This is a genomic window from Pseudotenacibaculum haliotis, assembly GCF_042684245.1.
In the GTDB taxonomy this organism is placed as follows: Bacteria; Bacteroidota; Bacteroidia; order Flavobacteriales; family Flavobacteriaceae; genus Polaribacter; species Polaribacter haliotis_A.
Map to the genome: position 1 here is coordinate 209,396 of NZ_JBHULH010000001.1, position 20,229 is coordinate 229,624.

Annotated in this window: 16 protein-coding genes; 7 read left to right on the top strand and 9 right to left on the bottom strand. The window is 35.7% G+C overall.

The window, feature by feature from the left end:
• Positions 1-17: 17 nt before the first annotated feature.
• Positions 18-2,474, bottom strand: coding sequence for an endopeptidase La (gene lon, locus ACFSRZ_RS01020; RefSeq protein WP_379664654.1), 2,457 nt, complete (start codon positions 2,472-2,474; stop codon positions 18-20).
• 279 nt (positions 2,475-2,753) lie between these two features.
• Between lon and ACFSRZ_RS01025 the strand changes: the two genes are divergently transcribed.
• From ACFSRZ_RS01025 to ACFSRZ_RS01045, 5 genes are all read left to right on the top strand, one after another.
• Positions 2,754-3,926: a threonine synthase gene (locus tag ACFSRZ_RS01025; protein ID WP_379664655.1), complete on the top strand. Its 1,173-nt coding sequence runs from the start codon at positions 2,754-2,756 to the stop codon at positions 3,924-3,926.
• A 171-nt stretch (positions 3,927-4,097) separates the two neighbouring features.
• Positions 4,098-4,664 (top strand): RNA polymerase sigma factor, encoded by a 567-nt coding sequence (locus ACFSRZ_RS01030; RefSeq protein WP_379664656.1) that lies wholly within the window; start codon positions 4,098-4,100, stop codon positions 4,662-4,664.
• Positions 4,654-5,184 (top strand): hypothetical protein, encoded by a 531-nt coding sequence (locus tag ACFSRZ_RS01035; RefSeq protein WP_379664657.1) that lies wholly within the window; start codon positions 4,654-4,656, stop codon positions 5,182-5,184. The genes ACFSRZ_RS01030 and ACFSRZ_RS01035 overlap by 11 nt, the downstream gene beginning before the upstream one ends.
• On the top strand, positions 5,168-6,253 hold the full coding sequence (locus tag ACFSRZ_RS01040; protein WP_379664658.1) for a hypothetical protein: 1,086 nt from the start codon (positions 5,168-5,170) through the stop codon (positions 6,251-6,253). Before ACFSRZ_RS01035 ends, ACFSRZ_RS01040 begins: the two co-directional genes overlap by 17 nt.
• A gap of 25 nt (positions 6,254-6,278) precedes the next feature.
• Positions 6,279-7,007 carry a head GIN domain-containing protein gene (locus tag ACFSRZ_RS01045; protein ID WP_379664659.1) on the top strand — a complete coding sequence of 243 codons (729 nt, stop codon included), beginning with the start codon at positions 6,279-6,281 and terminating at the stop codon, positions 7,005-7,007.
• Between the two features lie 53 nt (positions 7,008-7,060).
• On the opposite strand, the gene ACFSRZ_RS01050 is transcribed toward ACFSRZ_RS01045, so the two are convergent.
• The 4 genes from ACFSRZ_RS01050 to rpmH all read right to left on the bottom strand — a co-directional run bounded on the left by ACFSRZ_RS01050 (position 7,061) and on the right by rpmH (position 12,543).
• Entirely contained in the window at positions 7,061-8,236 is a 1,176-nt protein-coding gene (locus ACFSRZ_RS01050; protein WP_379664660.1) for a GlmU family protein, read from the bottom strand.
• 110 nt (positions 8,237-8,346) lie between these two features.
• On the bottom strand, positions 8,347-9,126 hold the full coding sequence (locus ACFSRZ_RS01055; RefSeq protein WP_379664661.1) for a choice-of-anchor V domain-containing protein: 780 nt from the start codon (positions 9,124-9,126) through the stop codon (positions 8,347-8,349).
• 296 nt (positions 9,127-9,422) lie between these two features.
• Entirely contained in the window at positions 9,423-12,278 is a 2,856-nt protein-coding gene (carB, locus tag ACFSRZ_RS01060) for a carbamoyl-phosphate synthase large subunit (RefSeq protein ID WP_379664662.1), read from the bottom strand.
• 106 nt (positions 12,279-12,384) lie between these two features.
• Positions 12,385-12,543 carry a 50S ribosomal protein L34 gene (gene rpmH / locus ACFSRZ_RS01065; RefSeq protein ID WP_349554834.1) on the bottom strand — a complete coding sequence of 53 codons (159 nt, stop codon included), beginning with the start codon at positions 12,541-12,543 and terminating at the stop codon, positions 12,385-12,387.
• A 222-nt stretch (positions 12,544-12,765) separates the two neighbouring features.
• Between rpmH and ACFSRZ_RS01070 the strand changes: the two genes are divergently transcribed.
• Both ACFSRZ_RS01070 and yidC read left to right on the top strand, forming a co-directional pair.
• On the top strand, positions 12,766-14,379 hold the full coding sequence (locus ACFSRZ_RS01070) for a CTP synthase (RefSeq protein WP_379664663.1): 1,614 nt from the start codon (positions 12,766-12,768) through the stop codon (positions 14,377-14,379).
• Positions 14,380-14,645: 266 nt separating this feature from the next.
• The gene (yidC, locus tag ACFSRZ_RS01075) at positions 14,646-16,523 is read left to right on the top strand and encodes a membrane protein insertase YidC (protein WP_379664664.1); all 1,878 of its coding nucleotides are present in this window, start codon (positions 14,646-14,648) and stop codon (positions 16,521-16,523) included.
• 47 nt (positions 16,524-16,570) lie between these two features.
• Here the strand turns inward: yidC and dsrP are convergent, their stop codons facing one another.
• From dsrP to ACFSRZ_RS01095, 4 genes are read right to left on the bottom strand one after another with little or no spacing between them, the layout of a single operon-like run.
• Positions 16,571-17,788: a sulfate reduction electron transfer complex DsrMKJOP subunit DsrP gene (dsrP, locus tag ACFSRZ_RS01080; protein WP_379664665.1), complete on the bottom strand. Its 1,218-nt coding sequence runs from the start codon at positions 17,786-17,788 to the stop codon at positions 16,571-16,573.
• A gap of 12 nt (positions 17,789-17,800) precedes the next feature.
• Positions 17,801-18,919 (bottom strand): 4Fe-4S dicluster domain-containing protein, encoded by a 1,119-nt coding sequence (locus ACFSRZ_RS01085; RefSeq protein ID WP_379664666.1) that lies wholly within the window; start codon positions 18,917-18,919, stop codon positions 17,801-17,803.
• Between the two features lie 6 nt (positions 18,920-18,925).
• Positions 18,926-19,540, bottom strand: coding sequence for a cytochrome C (locus ACFSRZ_RS01090; RefSeq protein ID WP_379664667.1), 615 nt, complete (start codon positions 19,538-19,540; stop codon positions 18,926-18,928).
• A complete protein-coding gene (locus ACFSRZ_RS01095) occupies positions 19,533-20,228 on the bottom strand; it encodes a nitrate reductase cytochrome c-type subunit (RefSeq protein WP_379664668.1) in 696 nt (231 codons plus the stop codon). Before ACFSRZ_RS01095 ends, ACFSRZ_RS01090 begins: the two co-directional genes overlap by 8 nt.
• Position 20,229: the final 1 nt, after the last annotated feature.

Here is a 20,229-nt window from a genome sequence, read left to right on the forward strand (position 1 = left end):
TTCAGACAGCTTTTTATTTATACTAATTTCTTTGCGTTCTTTGCTTTCTGCTTGGTGAGCGCAATATCTATTACCTCACTCATCTCTGTTACATAGTGGAACTTCAATCCTTTTAAGTAGCTCTCTTTAATTTCAGCAATATCTTTTCTGTTCTCTTCACAAAGAATGATCTCTTTGATATTTGCTCTTTTTGCAGCTAAGATTTTCTCCTTGATTCCTCCTACCGGTAATACTTTACCTCGCAAAGTAATCTCACCGGTCATTGCCAATCTACTTTTTACTTTACGTTGCGTAAATACAGATACTAGTGACGTTAGCATGGTTACTCCGGCACTAGGGCCATCTTTTGGAGTTGCTCCTTCCGGAACGTGAATGTGTACATTATAGTTTTCAAGAACTTCCGGTTTAATCCCAAACTCTTCTGCATTTGCTTTGATGTATTGCATTGCAATGGTAGAAGATTCTTTCATAACCGTACCTAAGTTTCCGGTAATGCTCAAGTGACCTTTTCCTTTTGATAAAATTGATTCGATAAATAAAATATCTCCTCCAACACTTGTCCAAGCCAATCCTGTAACCACTCCTGCTACATCATTATTCTCATACTTATCTCGCTCTAATCGAGGAGCTCCTAAAATAGTTTCGATATCTTCATCGGTTAAGGTTACATTGTACTCTTCTTCCAAAGCAATCGATTTTGCTGCGTATCTAACAACTTTAGCCACTTGCTTTTCTAAACCACGAACTCCGGATTCTCTAGTATATCCTTCTACAATCTTTTCGATTTGTGCTTTTCCTAGTTTTAGATCTTTAGACTTTAACCCGTGTTCTTTTAATTGCTTAGGCAACAAGTGTCTCTTAGCAATTTCAACTTTTTCTTCTATGGTATATCCTGTAACGTTGATGATCTCCATACGATCTCTTAACGCCCAAGGAATTTGACCTAAGTTGTTTGCCGTAGCAATAAACAACACTTTAGAAAGATCGTATCCAACTTCTAAATAGTTGTCGTAAAACTCAGTGTTTTGTTCTGGGTCTAAAACTTCTAACATTGCTGATGAAGGGTCTCCTTGATGACTTTGCCCTAACTTATCAATCTCATCTAAAACAAAAACAGGGTTTGAAGTTCCTGCCTTCTTCAAATTCTGAATCAAACGACCCGGCATTGCTCCGATATAGGTTTTACGATGCCCTCTAATTTCTGCTTCGTCTCGCATTCCTCCTAAAGACATTCTTACATATTTACGCCCCAAAGATTCAGCAACAGACTTTCCTAACGATGTTTTACCAACTCCCGGAGGCCCGTACAAACAGATGATCGGAGATTTCATATCTCCTTTCAACTTTAATACAGCAAGATGCTCAATGATTCTTTCTTTTACCTTCTCTAACCCAAAATGATCACGATCTAAGATCTTCTGTGCATTTTTAAGATCAAATTTATCTTCAGAATACTCACCCCAAGGAAGTTCCAACATCAACTCAAGATAGTTGCGTTGTACACCATACTCTGCCATTTGAGGATTCATTCTTCTCAGGCGTTTTAATTCCTTATCAAAAGTCTCTCCTACTTCTTTGCTCCATTTTTTCTTCTGAGCTTTTAATCGCATCTCATCCAACTCCTCTTCATTAGAAGCACCACCTAATTCTTCTTGAATGGTCTTTAACTGCTGATGTAAATAGTATTCTCTTTGCTGCTGATCAAGGTCAGAGCGTGTTTTCGACTGAATATCGTTACGCAATTGCAGCTTTTGCAATTCTTTATTCAAGTTCTTTAATGCTAATAAAGCGCGCTCTTTTAAACTATCCTTTTCTAGTAAAACTTGCTTTTGCATTACAGACAGATCCATATTAGACGCAATAAAATTGACTAAAAATGAATCACTCTGAATGTTCTTAATGGCAAAAGATGCTTCTGAAGGAAGCATTGGGTTTTCCTTAATTACTTCTAAAGCTTGATGCTTTATCGAATCGATAATCGCGTCAAACTCTTTAGGATCATCAATTTCTCTATCTTCTAATGCTTCTTGAACTGTTGCCTTTAAATAAGGTTGTTCTTGAATCATATCAAGGATCTCGAAACGCTTTTTACCTTGTATGATAACTGTTGTGTTTCCGTCAGGCATTTTTAATACCCTCAAGATCTGTGCTACCACACCTGTCTGATAAATATCATTTCTTGTAGGCTCTTCTACTTCTTCGTTCTTTTGTGCAACAACTCCAATAACTTTATCTCCTTTGTTTGCTTCATTGATCAATTCAATTGATTTATCTCTACCTGCCGTAATTGGAATTACAACACCCGGAAACAAAACTGTATTTCTCAAAGGAAGAATAGGAAGTATTTCCGGAACTTCTTCTTTATTAATAATCTCCTCATCTTCAGGAGTCATTAAAGGAATCAATTCAGAATCTTCATTCAATATATTGGAAAGCGACAAACTGTCTAGTGTTACTATCTTGGATTTACTCATATCTTATTTATCTGTCATTGTGACATTGTTTTCTTTACACCGAAAACAACCAAACTTTTTAAAACAATTTTAAATTGCTAGAAATCAACGCTTTAATCAATTAAAAACATTCATTCTCAATTAATAAAGTCAATTGTTATGCCAAGTATAAATCGCAAAGCAAATTTGTTAGTATAGCTTAGAATCATAATTTTTTCTTAAATTTTATAAATCCTATAGGAATGATAGGAAAATAAAATGAATCCCTATATCTTTGACTTCCAAACCCAAAGCCAACTTATGACCACCAGTTTATACGAAACCCTACTATGTCCTGAGTGTAATGAAAGATTCGACACAAATACAGTTCATGACTTTTGCCAGAAAGATAGCCACCCTTTGATAGCAGATTATCATTTAAATGGTTCTTTTCCTAAGGAATCTTTACAAGGCAGAGAATACAACATGTGGAGATATGCAGAAGTTTTACCTATTGTAAAACAAGAAAACAGAGTAAGTTTAGGAGAAGGTTTTACTCCTCTTCTATCCTTAACAACTCTATCAGGCACCTATTCGCAAAACCAACTCTTTCTTAAAGATGAATCTGGCAACCCAACCGGATCTTTTAAAGCTAGAGGCTTGAGTATGGCTGTTAGCAAGGCAAAAGAGTTAGGTGTAACAGAAATTTGTATTCCAACTGCCGGTAATGCAGGTAGTGCCTTAAGTGCCTATTGTGCTAAAGCAGGAATAAAAGCACATATTTTTATGCCGGAAGCAACACCAAAAGTTTTTCAATTGGATTGTGAGATCATGGGAGCTCATGTCACTCGTGTTAAAGGAAACATTGCTGATGCAGCCAAGCTGATGAAATCTCAAAATGACGGTTCTTGGTTTGATGTATCCACCCTGAAAGAACCTTTCCGATTGGAAGGTAAAAAAACAATGGGCTATGAAATTGCAGAGCAACTCAATTGGGAATTACCCGACGTGATCATTTACCCAACCGGAGGTGGTACAGGTTTGATTGGTATATGGAAAGCTTTTCAAGAAATGAAAAAAATGGGGTGGATCGAAAATATTCCAACTCGTATGGTGGCTGTGCAAGGCACAGGTTGTAACCCTATTACTCATTCGTTTCAAGCGGGTATTGAAACTATTGAAGCTTTTGAAGATCCGGCTCCTACCATTGCAAATGGTTTGAGAGTACCCAGACCATTTGGAGATCGATTGGTTATGAAAACCATTTATGAAAGCAACGGTACAGTTGTAGACATTTCTGATGAAGAGATCAAACAAGGTTTGCAAGAGTTTGCAGAAGCCGAAGGTTTGTTTATTTCTCCAGAGGGAGCAGCTGTTTGGACAGCCTATAAAAAGTTAAGAACTAGTAATTGGATTAAGCAGAATGAATCAGTAGTGATGCTCAATACTGGCTCTGCTTATAAATATGCAGAAAACTTATACTCATTATCTTAAGTTTATCGATAAGGACTTTGTCCTTTCTTTTTTGAAATAGCACTCTTTATTGGGTGCTATTTTATTCTTGCCAACTATTCTTTTCTTATCTGTTTTCAAAATTTATCTAACTTTATTTTCAAAACTGTCACAAACAAAAAAGTAGATTGTCTCTAGAATAGAACTGTTTCTTTGGAAGCGAAAAATCAACATATCAACCAACTGTTAGAACGCTGCAAAAAATCTGATCAAAATGCTCAGATGCAGGTATACAAAGGCTATTATAAAGCCATGTATAACGCTGCATTCAGAATTTTGAGAGATGAGTATGAAGCTGAAGATATCATGCAAGAGGCATTTCTAACAGCCTTTACCAAACTACATACTTTTAAAGGAGAAGTAACGTTTGGAGCTTGGTTGAAACGTATTGTGATCAACAAGAGCTTGACACAGTTAAAAAAGAACAATCGCTACCAAGAAGTAAAGATGGAAGTAATACCAAATTATGAGGTTCAGGAAGAACGAATTGATTATTCGGTACTCAAAGCAACAGAAGTAATGGATAAGATCAATTCTTTAAAACAAAACTATCAGTTGGTATTGAACTTGAATCTAATTGAAGGGTATGATTATGAAGAGATTGCTCAAATTTTGGGATATACCAATGAAAATGTGAGAACCACAATTTCAAGAGCAAAGAAAAAATTAAAACAAGCCTTGTCTGAAGGGCCTATAAATACACAGATGTATGGAAGATAAATTACATAACTTTTTTAGTGAAAATGAATTTGATTTTCACGAACCACATTCTGGTCATCTACAACGTTTCGAAAAGCGTTTACAAGGAACAAAAACTCAGAAGAAAGTTTCCTGGAAATGGATGAGTGTAGCCGCTTCAATCATTTTAGCTCTAGGTTTCTTCTTAGGGCAAACGATGAGACCAAATACTGAAGGGCCTATTTTAAGTAGCATTTCTCCTAAAATGCAAGAAGTAGAAACCTACTTTGTAAACACCATTAACGTTGAACTCCAAGAGTTAGAGAAGAATAGAAGCTTAGAAACTGAGAAAGTAATTGAAAAAGCACTGGATCAACTGGAAGAGCTAGAAGACGATTACAAATTATTTATCAAGGAGTTGAGCGAAAACGGAGAACAACAAAAGGTCATCACTCAGATGATAGAAAATTATCGAAAACGTCTAGAAGTTCTAGAAAACACTCTTATACAAATTGAACTAATCAAAAACCAAAAAACCTTAGAAGATGAAATCTATATATAAGTTAGCTTTTCTGTTATTATTGATTCCATCCGTTGTATTTGCAAACAATGATAACGACAAAAAGAAACATGAAAGAAGTAAAGAAATCAAAAAATCTTTCGATGTAAACAGCGATGCAAAGTTGGTAATTATCAACAAATACGGAGATATTAATGTAACTACATGGAATCAAAACAAAATTCAGATCGATGTTAAAATAACTGTTCGAGGAAATGACTTGGACGATGTTGAAAACAGATTGGAGAAAATTGATGTAGACTTTAATGGTTCTTCAAGCTTAGTAGAAGCTAAAACTATTCTCGGAAGTAGAAAGAACAACTGGAGTATCTGGAAGAAGAGTAAGAACATTTCTTACAAGATCAACTACACTGTAAAAATGCCAATTACCAATAGTACTAGTTTAAACAATGACTATGGTAGTATTAGCTTGAACGAATTGGAAGGAAAGGCTACAATCAACTGTGATTATGGTAAGATCAGCATTGGAGACTTAAAAGGAAACGATTCAACCATCAACTTAGATTACTGCTCTAGTTCTACCATTAATTCGATGAAAAATGGAAATGTGAATGTTGATTATTCTAAGTTAACTATCGATAATGCAACTGATATTAAGCTAAATACAGATTACTCTACTGTAAGAATAAAGGAATTAGACAACTTTACTTTTAGTGCAGACTATGGTAGTGTAGAAGCCGAAAATGTTGTAAATGCAACTGGTAATGGAGATTACACAAGTTTCCGATTTGGTACCGTAAAGAAAAACCTAAAACTAACTTCAGATTATGGTTCTATCCGTATCAAAGATTTAGCCAACGGGTTTGAAACGGTAAACATCAACAGTGAGTATGCAGGAATAAAAATAGGAACATCATCCAGTAATAATTTCAGCTTTACAATTGACCTACAGTATGCAGGTTTCAAAAGAACAGATAGCAATATAGAAATGTTCAAAAGCATTGTAAAGAGCACTAAAAAATATTATGAAGGTGTTTATGGAAAAGGAAAATCAAATTCAAAAATAACTATCAAATCAGAATACGGTAGTGTTTCATTGTACGAAAATTAATCAAAACTTATAAAACTAAAATATCATGAAAAAATTTATTCTAACAGCATTTATTTTGACCATCACATTCTCTGTGGATGCTCAAAGTTGGTGGGGAAACAAAAAAGTGAGAGGTAACGGAAATGTTACTACAATTACTCGCAGCACGGGAGATTATGACGGAGTAAGCCTAGGAGGTTTCTTTGACGTGATCTTAGTAAGAGGAACTGAAGGGAAAATTAAGATCGAAGGGGAAGAGAACTTAATGGAGTACATTGTTACAGAAGTAAGCAGAGGTACGCTAAAAGTAAAAGTAGAAAAAGGAATAAACCTTAAAACTACTCGTAGAATCACGGTTACTGTTCCTGTTAGAGAAATTGATCATGTTTCTTTAGGAGGTTCCGGAAATGTGAGAAGTGAAATTCTTTTAAAGGCAGAAGATTTTAAAGTAAGCTTAGGAGGTTCTGGAAACATTGAACTAGAAGTTGATGCTACCAACGTAAAAAGTTCTATCGGTGGATCAGGGAACATCAAATTATCGGGAAAAGCTGATCATATGAAAGGTTCTATCGCCGGATCAGGAACCATTAAAGCTTACGAGTTACAGGTAAACTCAATCAAAGCTAGTATTGCTGGATCTGGAGACATTAGAGTAAGTGTAAAAGATGAGATCAAAGCTACTGTTGCAGGATCTGGAAGCATCTACTACAAAGGAAACCCTCCAAAGATTGACACGAAATCTGTAGGATCTGGAAGCGTAAAAAGCAGAAACTAAAACAACCATTTTTATCCATAAAAAAAGCCTTGAAGTATCAAGGCTTTTTTTATTTAGTAGTTTCTATAGGTTTTGGTCATTTCAAAGACCGTATCTAAAATATTCTTATCAACTTCAGAAAGTTCGATGCTTCTACGCTTCATAACTACTTCAGCCACTTCTAAAACTTTTCTCATTTGGTAGGTTGTAAACCCAGATGCTCCTCCCCAACTGTAGGACGGGATAAAATTTCTTGGGTATCCACTTCCAAAAACATTGGCGCTTACTCCTATAACTGTTCCTGTATTAAACATGGTATTGATTCCACATTTTGAATGATCTCCCATGATCAATCCACAAAATTGCAATCCTGTTCTGGCAAATCTCCCTGTTTCATAACTCCAAAGTTTTACTTCGGCATAATTATTCTTTAAGTTAGATGTATTGGTATCAGCTCCTAAATTACACCACTCTCCTATTACAGAGTTTCCTAAGAAACCTTCGTGTCCTTTGTTAGAATATCCAAACATTACCGAATTGTTTACCTCTCCTCCTACTTTACAGTAAGGTCCTAAAGTTGTTGCTCCGTAGATTTTTGCTCCCATTTTTAGTACAGAGTTCTCACACATCACAAAAGGTCCTCTAACAGAACAAGATTCCATAACTAAGGCATTCTTTCCAATATAAATTGGACCGGTAGAAGCATTCAATGTAGAAAATGTAATCTCTGCACCTTCTTCAATAAAAATATTTTCTTTGTTGATGCACTGTACACCTTCCGGAATGGGTTGCGATTTTCTTCCTTCAGTAATCAATTCAAAATCAGCCTGAATTGCTTTATCATTCAATGAAAAAATATCCCAAGTATTCTTTACTTGTATAATTTCCTCGTCGAATTCAATAGCTTCATAAGAGTCAAAATCTACTTCTTCCTGGGTGTCCGATGTAAAAAATGCAATTACCTCTTCTCCTTTAAAAATTGCTTGATTCTGAGATAAACTCTTTACTTTTTCTACCAAACTTTTGGTAGGCAGAAAAGAAGCATTAATCATTACATTCTCTGCCATTTCTACCATTGGATATTTTTCTTCCAAATATTCTTCGGTAATGGTTGTTGTAGTTAATCCCAGTACTTTTTCCCATTTCTCGCGTATGGTTAAAATCCCTATTCTTATATCCGCTACTGGTCTGGTGTAGGTAAATGGTAATAAAGCATCTCTAACATTACCATCAAAAAGTATATAATTCATTGAGTCTTTTTTTTAAGGGGAATCCTTACGCAAACTTACTTTAAAAAAGGCACAAAAAAAACCGATTGCTACTAATACAATCGGTTTTCTCAAAATACTCAAATAAATTTTTAGCTCTTAATAAATCGTTGAGCTCCTATTTTATTATCAGCTGTAACTCTAATAATGTATATTCCGCTAACCAAGTTGGTTACGTCTACTTTTCTATTAGAACTGGTTACTTCTTGAGAGCTGATTAGTCTTCCTGTGTAATCAAACACTCCTACCTTGGCTTTTTCTGTTCCGCTTGGTAGTTGAATTGTTACTTCATCGCTGGAAGGATTCGGATACATTTCAAATTTTAACAATCTTGCTTCCGAAATACTAAGGGACGGTGAAGAAGACGAGGTTGTTACCACTTGATCTGATCCATCAAATGCCTGACCATTTCCATTGGCTGCATTTACAGCAGCATAAAATGATACAGTACCTTCATCAGTCGTTGGTGACCTCCATGAGAAAGTCCAACTAGATTGATTCGGATTTGTATGTGTTATATTTCCGTCAGAGTTTACCAACTGGCTTCCAGAACCTGCAATAAGAGTTCCCATTTTCCCATTGTCAGAATCTCTTTCTGCTGTTAATTGGAATCCGTGAGCCGGAGCTGTAGAATTTGCAGTAACAGTTACATTGTAAACAGTATTTAACTCATAACCTGTAACAGGTATATTAGTAGTGATCGTTGCTGAAGCATTAAAATTCCCACCATTATGACAAGCAACACAAGTTGCTCCTCCATCTCCGGGAGAACCGGAAGCGGGTGCAAATCTACCGCCTGCATTAGACATTAAAAACAATGCAAGTACCGGTATGAAAAATAATGTAAGTTTAAAAAGGTAGTTTTTTTTCATTCTTCTTAGGTTTAGAGTTTTTTTTAAGTTTAGATATAAGTTTTTGTAATTCAATCACATAAATTTAAGCAAATATTTTCACTTCAACCTTTTTAAGTAGGAGGTAACATATTTGATATCAGCAATTTGACAATTACATTGTAAATGTAACTTGATACCTTTCAGTGTGAAAAAATTTTTCTCTAATAGGGAAAAAAAACCTTTAAAAGGGAAAAAAAGGGCTTAAGCGGAATGCTTTTTTAAAAGATAAAACCCTTCTAAACATAAAAAAGGCTCCCATTTTGGGAGCCTTTTGTTTATTTACTTAAGTACATTTTTCGTTTCGAGTAGAGATCATAAAATTCATCATCTCTTAAGTTATCTATAAATAAGATACTCTCTCCTGTAGATTTCATTTCAGGCCCTAATGTTTTGTCTACATTTGGGAACTTATTGAATGAGAACACAGGTTGCTTAATTGCAAATCCTTTTTTGTATGGATTAAATTCGAAGTCTGTAACCTTCTTCTCTCCTAACATTACCTTTGTTGCATAATTTACATAAGGCTCTCTATAAGCTTTTGCAATAAACGGAACGGTTCTGGATGCTCTTGGGTTAGCCTCAATAATGTATACTACATCGTCTTTAACAGCAAACTGAATATTGATCAATCCTACAGTATTCAAAGCTTTTGCAATGGTACGTGTATGATCTTTTATCTGATGCATTACCAGTTTTCCTAAATTAAATGGTGGCAATGTTGCATTTGAATCTCCGGAGTGAATTCCACATGGTTCAATGTGCTCCATGATTCCAATGATATATACATTTCCATCCGCATCACAGATTGCATCTGCCTCTGCTTCAATGGCCCCATCTAAATAGTGATCTAATAATAATTTGTTGTTAGGAATCTTTCTCAACAAGTCAACTACGTGTTCTACTAAGTCTTCTTTGTTAATTACAATCTTCATTCCTTGTCCTCCTAATACATATGAAGGTCTTACTAAGATTGGGAAATCTAGTTCGTCTGCCAAAGCCAAAGCTTCATCAGCTGACTCTGCCACTCCAAATCGTGGGTAAGGAATATCATTTTCTTTTAATAGAGTAGAGAAACTTCCTCTGTCTTCTGCTAAATCTAATGATTCAAAGCTTGTTCCAATGATCTTGATTCCGTAACGATCTAACTTTTCGGCAAGCTTCAAAGCAGTTTGTCCTCCTAACTGAACAATAACTCCTTCCGGTTTTTCATGACGGATAATATCATAGATATGCTCCCAGAAAACAGGCTCAAAGTATAACTTGTCGGCTGTGTCAAAATCTGTAGATACTGTTTCAGGGTTACAGTTGATCATGATGGTCTCATAACCACATTCTGCAGCTGCTAACACTCCGTGTACACAACAGTAGTCAAACTCGATTCCTTGTCCAATCCTGTTAGGTCCGGAACCTAGAACAATGATCTTTTTCTTATCAGATACAACACTTTCATTTGCTGTGATTACTTCTCCATCTTTCGTTTCTATTGCATTTTCAAATGTTGAATAGTAATAAGGTGTTTTAGCGGTGAATTCTGCAGCACAAGTATCTACCAATTTGTAAACTCTTTGGATATTCATTTCGTCACGCTTATTGTAAACTTGACTTTCTAAACATCCTAACATATGTGCGATCTGACGATCTCCGTATCCTTTTTGTTTTGCTTCTAGTAATAAGTCTTTATCAATCGTATCAATTGTGTAAGTAGAAATCTCTTTCTCTAATTGATACAATTCTTCGTATTGTTTCAAATACCACATATCAATCTTAGTGATATCGTAGATTTGACTTAATGGAATTCCCATAGCAATGGCATCGTAAATTACAAATACACGATCCCAAGAGGCATGAGTTAACTTTTCTATAATTTGATTGTAGTCTTTGTACCCTTTACCATCTGCTCCTAAACCATTTCTCTTGATCTCTAGAGATTGAGTGGCTTTGTGAAGTGCTTCTTGGAAAGAACGTCCAATTCCCATTACCTCTCCTACAGCTTTCATCTGTAATCCTAGAGTACGGTCACTTCCTTCAAACTTATCAAAATTCCAACGTGGTATTTTTACGATCACGTAATCTAATGTAGGCTCAAATAGAGCTGAAGTAGATTTTGTAATTTGATTTTCTAATTCATCTAAAGTATATCCGATCGCTAATTTAGTAGCTACTTTTGCAATTGGATATCCGGTAGCTTTACTTGCCAATGCTGATGATCTTGATACACGTGGGTTGATCTCAATAGCAATGATCTCTTCCTTCTCATCAGGGCTTACAGCAAACTGTACGTTACATCCTCCTTCAAAATCACCAATACTACGCATCATCTTTATTGCCATATCTCTCATTTTCTGATATGTTTTATCAGAAAGTGTCATGGCTGGAGCTACTGTAATAGAATCTCCTGTGTGGATTCCCATTGGATCCATATTCTCAATAGAACAGATAATAACTACATTATCATTCTTATCACGTAGTAATTCTAATTCGTATTCTTTCCATCCCATCATGGCTTTATCGATCATCACCTCGTGAATTGGTGAGATCTCTAAACCTCTACGCAAGTTTTTATCGAAATCTTCTTCGTTATAAACAATAGCTGCTCCTGCTCCTCCTAGTGTATAAGATGCTCTAATACATAACGGGAAACCAAATTCTTGTGCAATTTCTTTTCCTTTTAAGAAAGATGTTGCAGTTGCTTGAGGTGCCATTGGAACATCTATTTGTCCCATTAGTTCTCTAAACTTCTCTCTATCTTCTGTAATATTGATTGCGTTGATGTCAACTCCAATTTGTTTTACACCAAAATCGTCCCAAATTCCTTTCTCATCTGCTTCAATACATAAGTTCAAAGCTGTTTGTCCTCCCATAGTAGGCAGTACAGCGTCGATCTGCGGATGCTCTTTTAAGATTTTGATAATAGACTTTGTGGTTAGTGGCAGTAAGTAAACATGATCTGCCATAGAAGGATCAGTCATGATCGTCGCAGGATTGGAATTGATCAAGATCGTTTCAATACCGTCTTCTCTTAAAGAACGTAAAGACTGGGATCCTGAATAGTCAAATTCGCAAGCTTGTCCGATCACAATAGGACCTGAACCGATAATTAAAATGGATTTAAGATCTTCTCTTTTAGGCATGTTGTTGTGTGGTTTTCTTTCGGTTTGTAAAAATAATTCGTGGATGGGTATAAAAAAAGGTGTTACTTAAAAAAGTAACACCTTTATTATTAACAATTGTTAATCATTATTTCTTGTGTCTAGATTCAGATGAAACAGACAATTTCTTTCTTCCTTTGGCTCTTCTACGAGCTAACACTTTTCTACCATTAGCAGATGCCATTCTTTCCATGAAACCGTGCTTGTTTCTTCTCTTTCTCTTAGATGGTTGATACGTTCTTTTCATTTCAAGTAATTCTTAATTCTTTATCTAATTATTTAGCTGAAATTCCGTCTGCTAAAAGCGTGGGCAAATATACAACTGTTTTTATCTCTGACAAACACATTTTTCAAAAATTTTAAAATATTTTTTTTTGAGGGGTTTTTAAGGCAACTGTTGATGCTTTTTTAAGATTTTTATTTGTGAGAAAATCTAGAGTTAGTACTTTTGCTCAAACCTAAGGAAACCATGAACAACACCAAATACGTTTTCGTTACAGGAGGCGTAACTTCATCCCTTGGAAAGGGAATTATTGCAGCATCACTAGCAAAACTTTTACAACAAAGAGGATTTTCTGTCACTATTCAGAAGCTAGATCCATATATTAATATTGATCCGGGAACTTTAAATCCATACGAACATGGAGAATGTTATGTAACTGATGATGGTGCTGAAACCGATCTTGATCTAGGACATTACGAACGTTTTTTAAACATTCCTACTTCTCAAGCAAACAATGTTACAACAGGAAGAATCTATCAATCTGTTATTGACAAAGAGCGTAAAGGAGAGTTCCTAGGAAAAACCGTTCAGGTTATTCCACATATTACTGATGAGATCAAGCATCGTATTCAAATCTTAGGAAATACCGGTGATTACGATATTGTAATTACAGAGATTGGAGGAACTGTTGGTGATATCGAATCATTACCTTATGTAGAATCTGTTCGTCAATTACTTTGGGAATTGGGTGAAGAGAATGCAATTGTTATTCATTTAACTTTAGTTCCTTACTTATCTGCAGCCGGAGAATTAAAAACCAAGCCAACACAACATTCTGTAAAGATGTTAATGCAAAGTGGTGTAAGTCCGGATATTTTGGTTTGCAGAACCGAGCATGAGATCTCAGACAATATCAAAAGAAAATTAGCATTGTTCTGTAATGTAAAGAAAGAGGATGTAATACAATCTATAGATGCAGAAACAATATATGACGTTCCAAATTTGATGTTTGAAGAAGGATTGGATCAAGTTGTTTTAAACAAATTGAACTTATCTTCAGAACAGAAACCTCATTTAGAGGCATGGAATCAATTCTTGAAGAAACATAAAAATCCAACTTCGCAAGTAGAAATTGGGTTGATCGGAAAATATGTAGAGCTTCACGATTCTTATAAGTCTATTACAGAAGCGTTAATTCATGCAGGTGCTACAAACGAATCTAAAGTAAAGGTTCGTTGGATACATTCTGAAGAATTAACTCCTGATAATGTTGCTGAACATTTAGAAGGTCTTAACGGTATCTTGGTTGCTCCTGGTTTTGGAGATCGTGGTATTGAAGGAAAGATCAAAGCTGTACAATATGCCAGAGAAAACAATATTCCATTCTTTGGTATCTGCTTAGGAATGCAAATGGCTGTTATAGAGTTTTCCAGAAATATTTTAGGTTTAGAAGGAGCCAATTCAACTGAAATGAATGAAAGTACTCCTCATCCGGTAATTAGTTTAATGGAAGAGCAAAAGAGTGTTACTGAAAAAGGTGGAACCATGCGTTTAGGTGCTTGGGATTGCAAAATTACAGAAGACTCAAAGGTTTTTGCCGCTTACCAAAATGAATTGATTAGTGAGCGACACAGACACCGTTACGAGTTTAACAACGAATATTTAGAGCAGATCAAAGCTGCCGGAATGCAAACTACAGGTATCAACCCAAAAACAGGATTGGTAGAAATTGTAGAAATTCCAACTCACCCTTGGTTTGTGGGTGTTCAATACCATCCTGAATACAAGAGTACTGTATTGAATCCGCATCCGTTGTTTGTAAGTTTTGTAAATGCTGCTTTGACACACTCGAAGAATTAATTCATATAGTAACTCTAATTCCCTAAAAGTTCCCTTTAGTAAGTTGTTCCTGTAACAAACTTTAATGGAATGGGTCATATAGAAGATATTACAGAAAAAATACTGTTCAGTTTAGAAAGTTACTAAAACGGAATACTGTTTGAACTATCATAGTTAACTAAATAATCAACAGCAGAAACACTAAAAACACGTCTATTTTACTACATTTGTCATCGATTTTCCAGAATCTGATTCTAGAAAATGTGACAAACTGACACGAAAAACATATGGAGCAAAAAAAATTTGATTTTACATCCTTTATAGGAATGATTTTATTGGGAGCCATTTTTTTATGGTGGATGAACTCTAGTCAACCGGAAGTTACAGAAGATCCAACATCTCCTACCGAAAAAGTTGTAGATACTACAAAAACTACCAAAGTTACTACTCCAACCAACTTAATGAATCCTTCTGAGAATGATTCTTTAAAAAATGCGGCTTTACAAAACAAATTAGGAGCTTTTGCTTTTAGCGCTATCAACGGTAAAGAAGGAGAAACAGTTATTGAGAACAATGTTTTAAAATTAACTGTTGACAACAAAGGGGGACAAATTGTATCGGCTCAACTAAAAGAGTTCAACACATACGACTCTCTTCCTTTGTACTTAATTAAAGATAAGAATGCTTCTTTCAATATCAATTTTGGAACTACAGATAACAGAATCTTAAACACAAAAGATCTGTTCTTTGCACCTTCTTTGACTGAGAATGGAGATACCAAGGTGTTATCTATGAAGCTAATGGTTTCTGAAACTCAGTTTTTGGAATACCGTTATGAGATGAAGCCTGATCAATATATGGTTGATTTTGCTGTAAGATCTCAAGGGTTAAGTTCTGTGATCAATTCATCAAACCCTATCAGTTTAGATTGGGATTTAAAAGCATTCAGAACGGAAAAAAGTCAACGTACAGAAAATATGTACTCTTGTCTTCACTACAAATCTGATGGTAGTGTAGATGATCTAAGTGCTAATGATACTGAGGTTTTACCACAAGTAAATTGGGTAGCCTATAAGCAACACTTCTTCTCTTCTATCTTATTAACAGACAAGCCTTTTGAAGGTAGTACATTAACTTCTGTTGATCAAAAAGGTGAAGATATCGATTCTTTGTTCACAAAATCATACGCTTTAAAAACTCCGTTAGAGTTAAGCAGTGGCGAGTTGAACTATAATATGAAGTGGTACTACGGTCCTAACGACTACAATCTATTAAAGTCTTACAAAGGAAGTAACTTAAGTGAGATTGTAGACCTTGGTTGGGGAATCTTCGGAACTATTAACAGATGGATCTTTATCCCTGTTTTTGATATGTTACAAGGATTCCTAGGAAACTACGGATTGATCATTATCTTAATGACTATTGTAGTTCGTATCTTAATGTCTCCATTGGTATACAAATCGTATTTATCAAGTGCGAAAATGAAAGTAATTCGTCCTGAATTGAACGAATTGAATAAAAAATATCCAGGGAAAGAGAATGCAATGAAGCGTCAGCAAGAAACCATGGCTATCCAGCGAAAAGCCGGTGTAAGTATGATGTCAGGATGTATTCCTGCCTTATTGCAAATGCCTATTTTCTTTGCTTTGTTCAAGTTCTTCCCATCTAATATAGATCTACGTGGAAAAAGCTTCTTATGGGCAACCGATCTATCTTCTTATGATGTAATCTACCAATTACCATTTGATATTTGGGGTTATGGAAACCACGTAAGTTTGTTCCCGATCTTAGCTTCTATTGCTATTTTCTTCTATATGAGAATGAACCAAAGTCAGCAAATGAACATGCAGGCTCCTACACAAGAAGGTATGCCTGATATGGCCAAGATGATGAAGTGGATGATTTACTTCTCTCCTATCATGATGTTGATTTTCTTCAACAACTACGCGAGTAGTTTGAGTTTGTATTACTTTATCTCTAACTTGTTAACGATCGCAATCATGTTAGTGATCAAGAACTATGTAATTGATGAGAAAAAGATCATTGCTCAAATTGAGGAGAACAAGAAACGTCCTGAAAAGAAAAAGAGTAAGTTCAGACAACGTTTGGACGATGCAATGAAGCAAGCACAAGAGCAGCAAGCTAAGCAACAAAAGAGAAAATAAAATAAAACCCCGCCATATGGCGGGGTTTCTTTTTATATCTAAGGTTGTTATTTTTTATACCTCAACTTACCAGTTTCAATTCCTATAGCGGTTTTTGCCAGCATTGTAAATATAAAAGCTCCTAAGGCCCATATTCCTAAAGTCACACCAATCTCAATACCAGTTGGAGTGTATTCTGCAATTTTACCATAAGGTCCCGGTATAAATCCAGGTACGATCAAACCAAAACCTTTCTCTATCCAAATAGCTATAAATAGTATAGAACATGCAAAAAACAAGACTTTGAAATTGTTTCTAAGCTTATGGAACGTGAGCAACACTGTAGCTAAGACATTTAAAGAAATGGCTGTCCAAATCCAAGGTAACAAAGCTGTTTTTCCTTCCAATCCAAAAAATAGGTAGTATGCACTTTCACTATGATGCGTAGGAGCATAAAACTCTTTAAACAACTCAGAAATTAACATGATCAAATTAATCTGAGCGGCTACCGTTACTACCATCGCAATCTTCTTGATGGTTTTGTCTTCAATTTTAAACTCAGTAAACGCTCTGATAATAGCCAATACTAAAATGATCAAAGCCGGTCCTGCAGCAAAAGCAGAGGCTAAGAATCTTGGCCCTAATAAAGCATTGTTCCAAAACGGTCGTGCTTGTAATCCTTGGTATAAGAAAGCTGTAACTAAATGGATTCCTACTGCCCAAAAAACAGACAATAAAGCTCCGGGTATATACACGCTTTTTTTAGATGGTTTTCCTTGATAATGTCTGAAAAGGATATAAAAAGGAATGGTAATATTTAAGAACAGATAACCATTCAATACAATAACATCCCACGTAAGCATAGAATTTGGAAAGTTAAACACTCCTATTCCCGGAATCATATGCCAGAGAACCGAAGGACCTCCCATATCTGCAACTACAAATGCAAGACACATGATCAAGGCAGCTACTGCCAATCCTTCACCTATTAATACTGCTTGCTTAAAATCTATATCTTTTAATACATAAGTAGGCATCACCAACATCACAGCGGCTGCGGCTACACCCACTAAGAATGTAAAGTTAGAAATATACAATCCCCAACTTACTCTATCTGTCATTCCGGTAACACTTAAACCTTGATCTAATTGAATTGAATAGCAATACATTCCAATTAACATGATCAATGTTAACAATCCCATCCATAGATGATATCGTTTAGAACCTTTGGTTATAATATCTAAACTATCTCTAACTAAACTTATAAAAACTTTAAATCTTCTCATTCGGAATGCTATTTAGTCCATGAAATACCAGAATTTAGGTTCTGTACCTAAATCTTCTTTTAAACGAAATACTTTTTTGTTTTCCAACACCCAACGTATTGTACTATTGGGGTCTAATAAATTCCCGAAAATTCTTGCTCCTGTAGGGCAAGCTTCCACACAGGCCGGGTTTTTACCTTCTCTCGATCGTTGCACACAAAATGTACACTTCTCCATTACTCCTTTCTTTCTCATTCGATTTCCAAGGTAATGTTGATTTTTGTTCATCTCTTCTTCAGGAACCTCGGGTTTGCTCCAATTAAAGCGTCTTCCATCGTAAGGGCATGCTGCCATACAATATCTACAACCTACACACCAATCGTAATCTATAACTACCAATCCATCATCTTCTCGCCATGTTGCCTGTACCGGACAAACATCTACACAAGGAGGATTATCGCAATGAAAACATTGGGTTCCCATATAAAAATGTCCTTCAGCAGGTACTTCATGATAATAGTTATCATCGGCTTCATTAAAATTGAATCCTTTCCCATCTTTCATCTCATGGATTCTGATGTACTGCATTTGAGAGTTTCTGTCTTGATTGTTTTCTTCTACACAGGCTGTAACACAATCCATATATCCTTGACATTTGGAAATATTAAAAGCATAGCCGTACAGCACGTCTTTTTGTGCATTCTTAGACGACATACTGATGGTTTTTCCTGTACGTAACTGATACGATCGAACCAATCTGTTTACCGTAGCTTCTTTTTCCTCATCGGTCATTAACTTATAGTTCCCTTTGAACTGCTCTTCCCAGTCTATTTGAGCTTTTTCTTTGCTTTCGCCACTTGCAAACGTACTACAAGAAGTGCTTACTGCTCCGGCACCTATTAGCAAACTAGCTGTAAGTTTTTTGAATGCATTTCTGCGGTTCATTTTTACATCAAAGACTTGGTCAAAACCATCTTTGTGTACTTCTTCTCCTATAGAAGCATTTACTGCAGCATCAAAAAATTCTTGATCACTAAGTTCTGAGTGAGAGTTACACCCTCCGCTAGTTTTACCACAACCACAAGAGTCTGAGCTCTTTTTATGCCTTGTACCTAGGTTTAGAGAAAACCATTTTTTTGTATTGTTGCTCATGCCTTTCTATTTACGTTCTTCTATTTTCTGAGTGTTAAACCTTGCCGGCCATTTGCTTTCAAAGGAAGGATTATGAGGGTTGTGACAGTTTACACATGTCAGAGAAGCTCTTGGAGGAGCCCAACCACCTATTTTCTTTCCATGCGCTCCGCCTTTCCAATCATCAAACTGTTTTGTATGGCATTGGCTACATAGTTTATAACTCATATTAAAATCGATACTCTTTCCGGTAATACTTGTTAATTCATCCATATTATCACTGTTATGACAGGTAATACAGTTCATTGTTTGACTACCGGCATGCTTTATTTCTATATTCCAATGTGCTTTCTTTACATCCTCCCCTTTCATTTTGGGTAATGGCTTTGTATGACATTCTGTACATGCATAAAGCTTTATTTCTCCTTTTCTCTCTGGAATTAAGAAGGCATGTTCTCCTTCGGATATCTTGATCATCTTAAAATCTCCAAAAAATGTTTCAGATGACAGATCAACTCCGTGATAGTTCTTACTCTCTGCTTCAATCTTATCAGTAATACTGTGATATTCTTCTTTATGCTTTTTACATGAAGTAATCAGCAATGAGAAAAGAAGAAAATATATGAGACTATACTTATTCATTGGCTTGAGGTTTTCTGATAAAAATTCCGATGTCTTTTATCTCTTTATTATTCATCACATGACACTGCCTGCAATTCACTCGCTCCGGATGTGTTACACGTATTTCTTTAGGAGCACTTGGGCCTGCGTGACAAGCCAAACAGTTCTCTCTTAACTGTAATTGATGCGGAATGATTGGAGGACTGCCTTCTAATGCGTTATTTACTCCTACTTTAGGAACTACTATCCTTCTAAAATTGGTTCCCTTAAACATCGATTGAGTTTTTTGGCTCACATGACATTGTTTACAGTTTACCATTTCCGGGTGCGGTGTTACCGGAGCATAGGCCTTGTATTTTTCAGTAAAGCCTCCGTTTTGGTGACATTTTAAACAGCTGTTTCCTCCCATATTCTTTTCATCTGCTACCGGATGAGGAATAATAGGTGGTGCACCATGATATGCTCTGTTCTTATAATATTCGTATAAAGTTCTTTGATGATTTTCATCAACTGGCATCTTGGCATAATCCAAGGCAAACTCAGAGCGCTGAAAAACTCCTGTTTCAGAAGGGATCAAAGGTACAGGTCTATTATTCTCTATAGGAATATATGCCTCTTCTTGCCCTTCATAGTAACTGTAATTCCAGATGGTAATGAATCCAACAAATAGAATCACAAAAAGAGAGATGATACCTAATCGTTTTCTCATA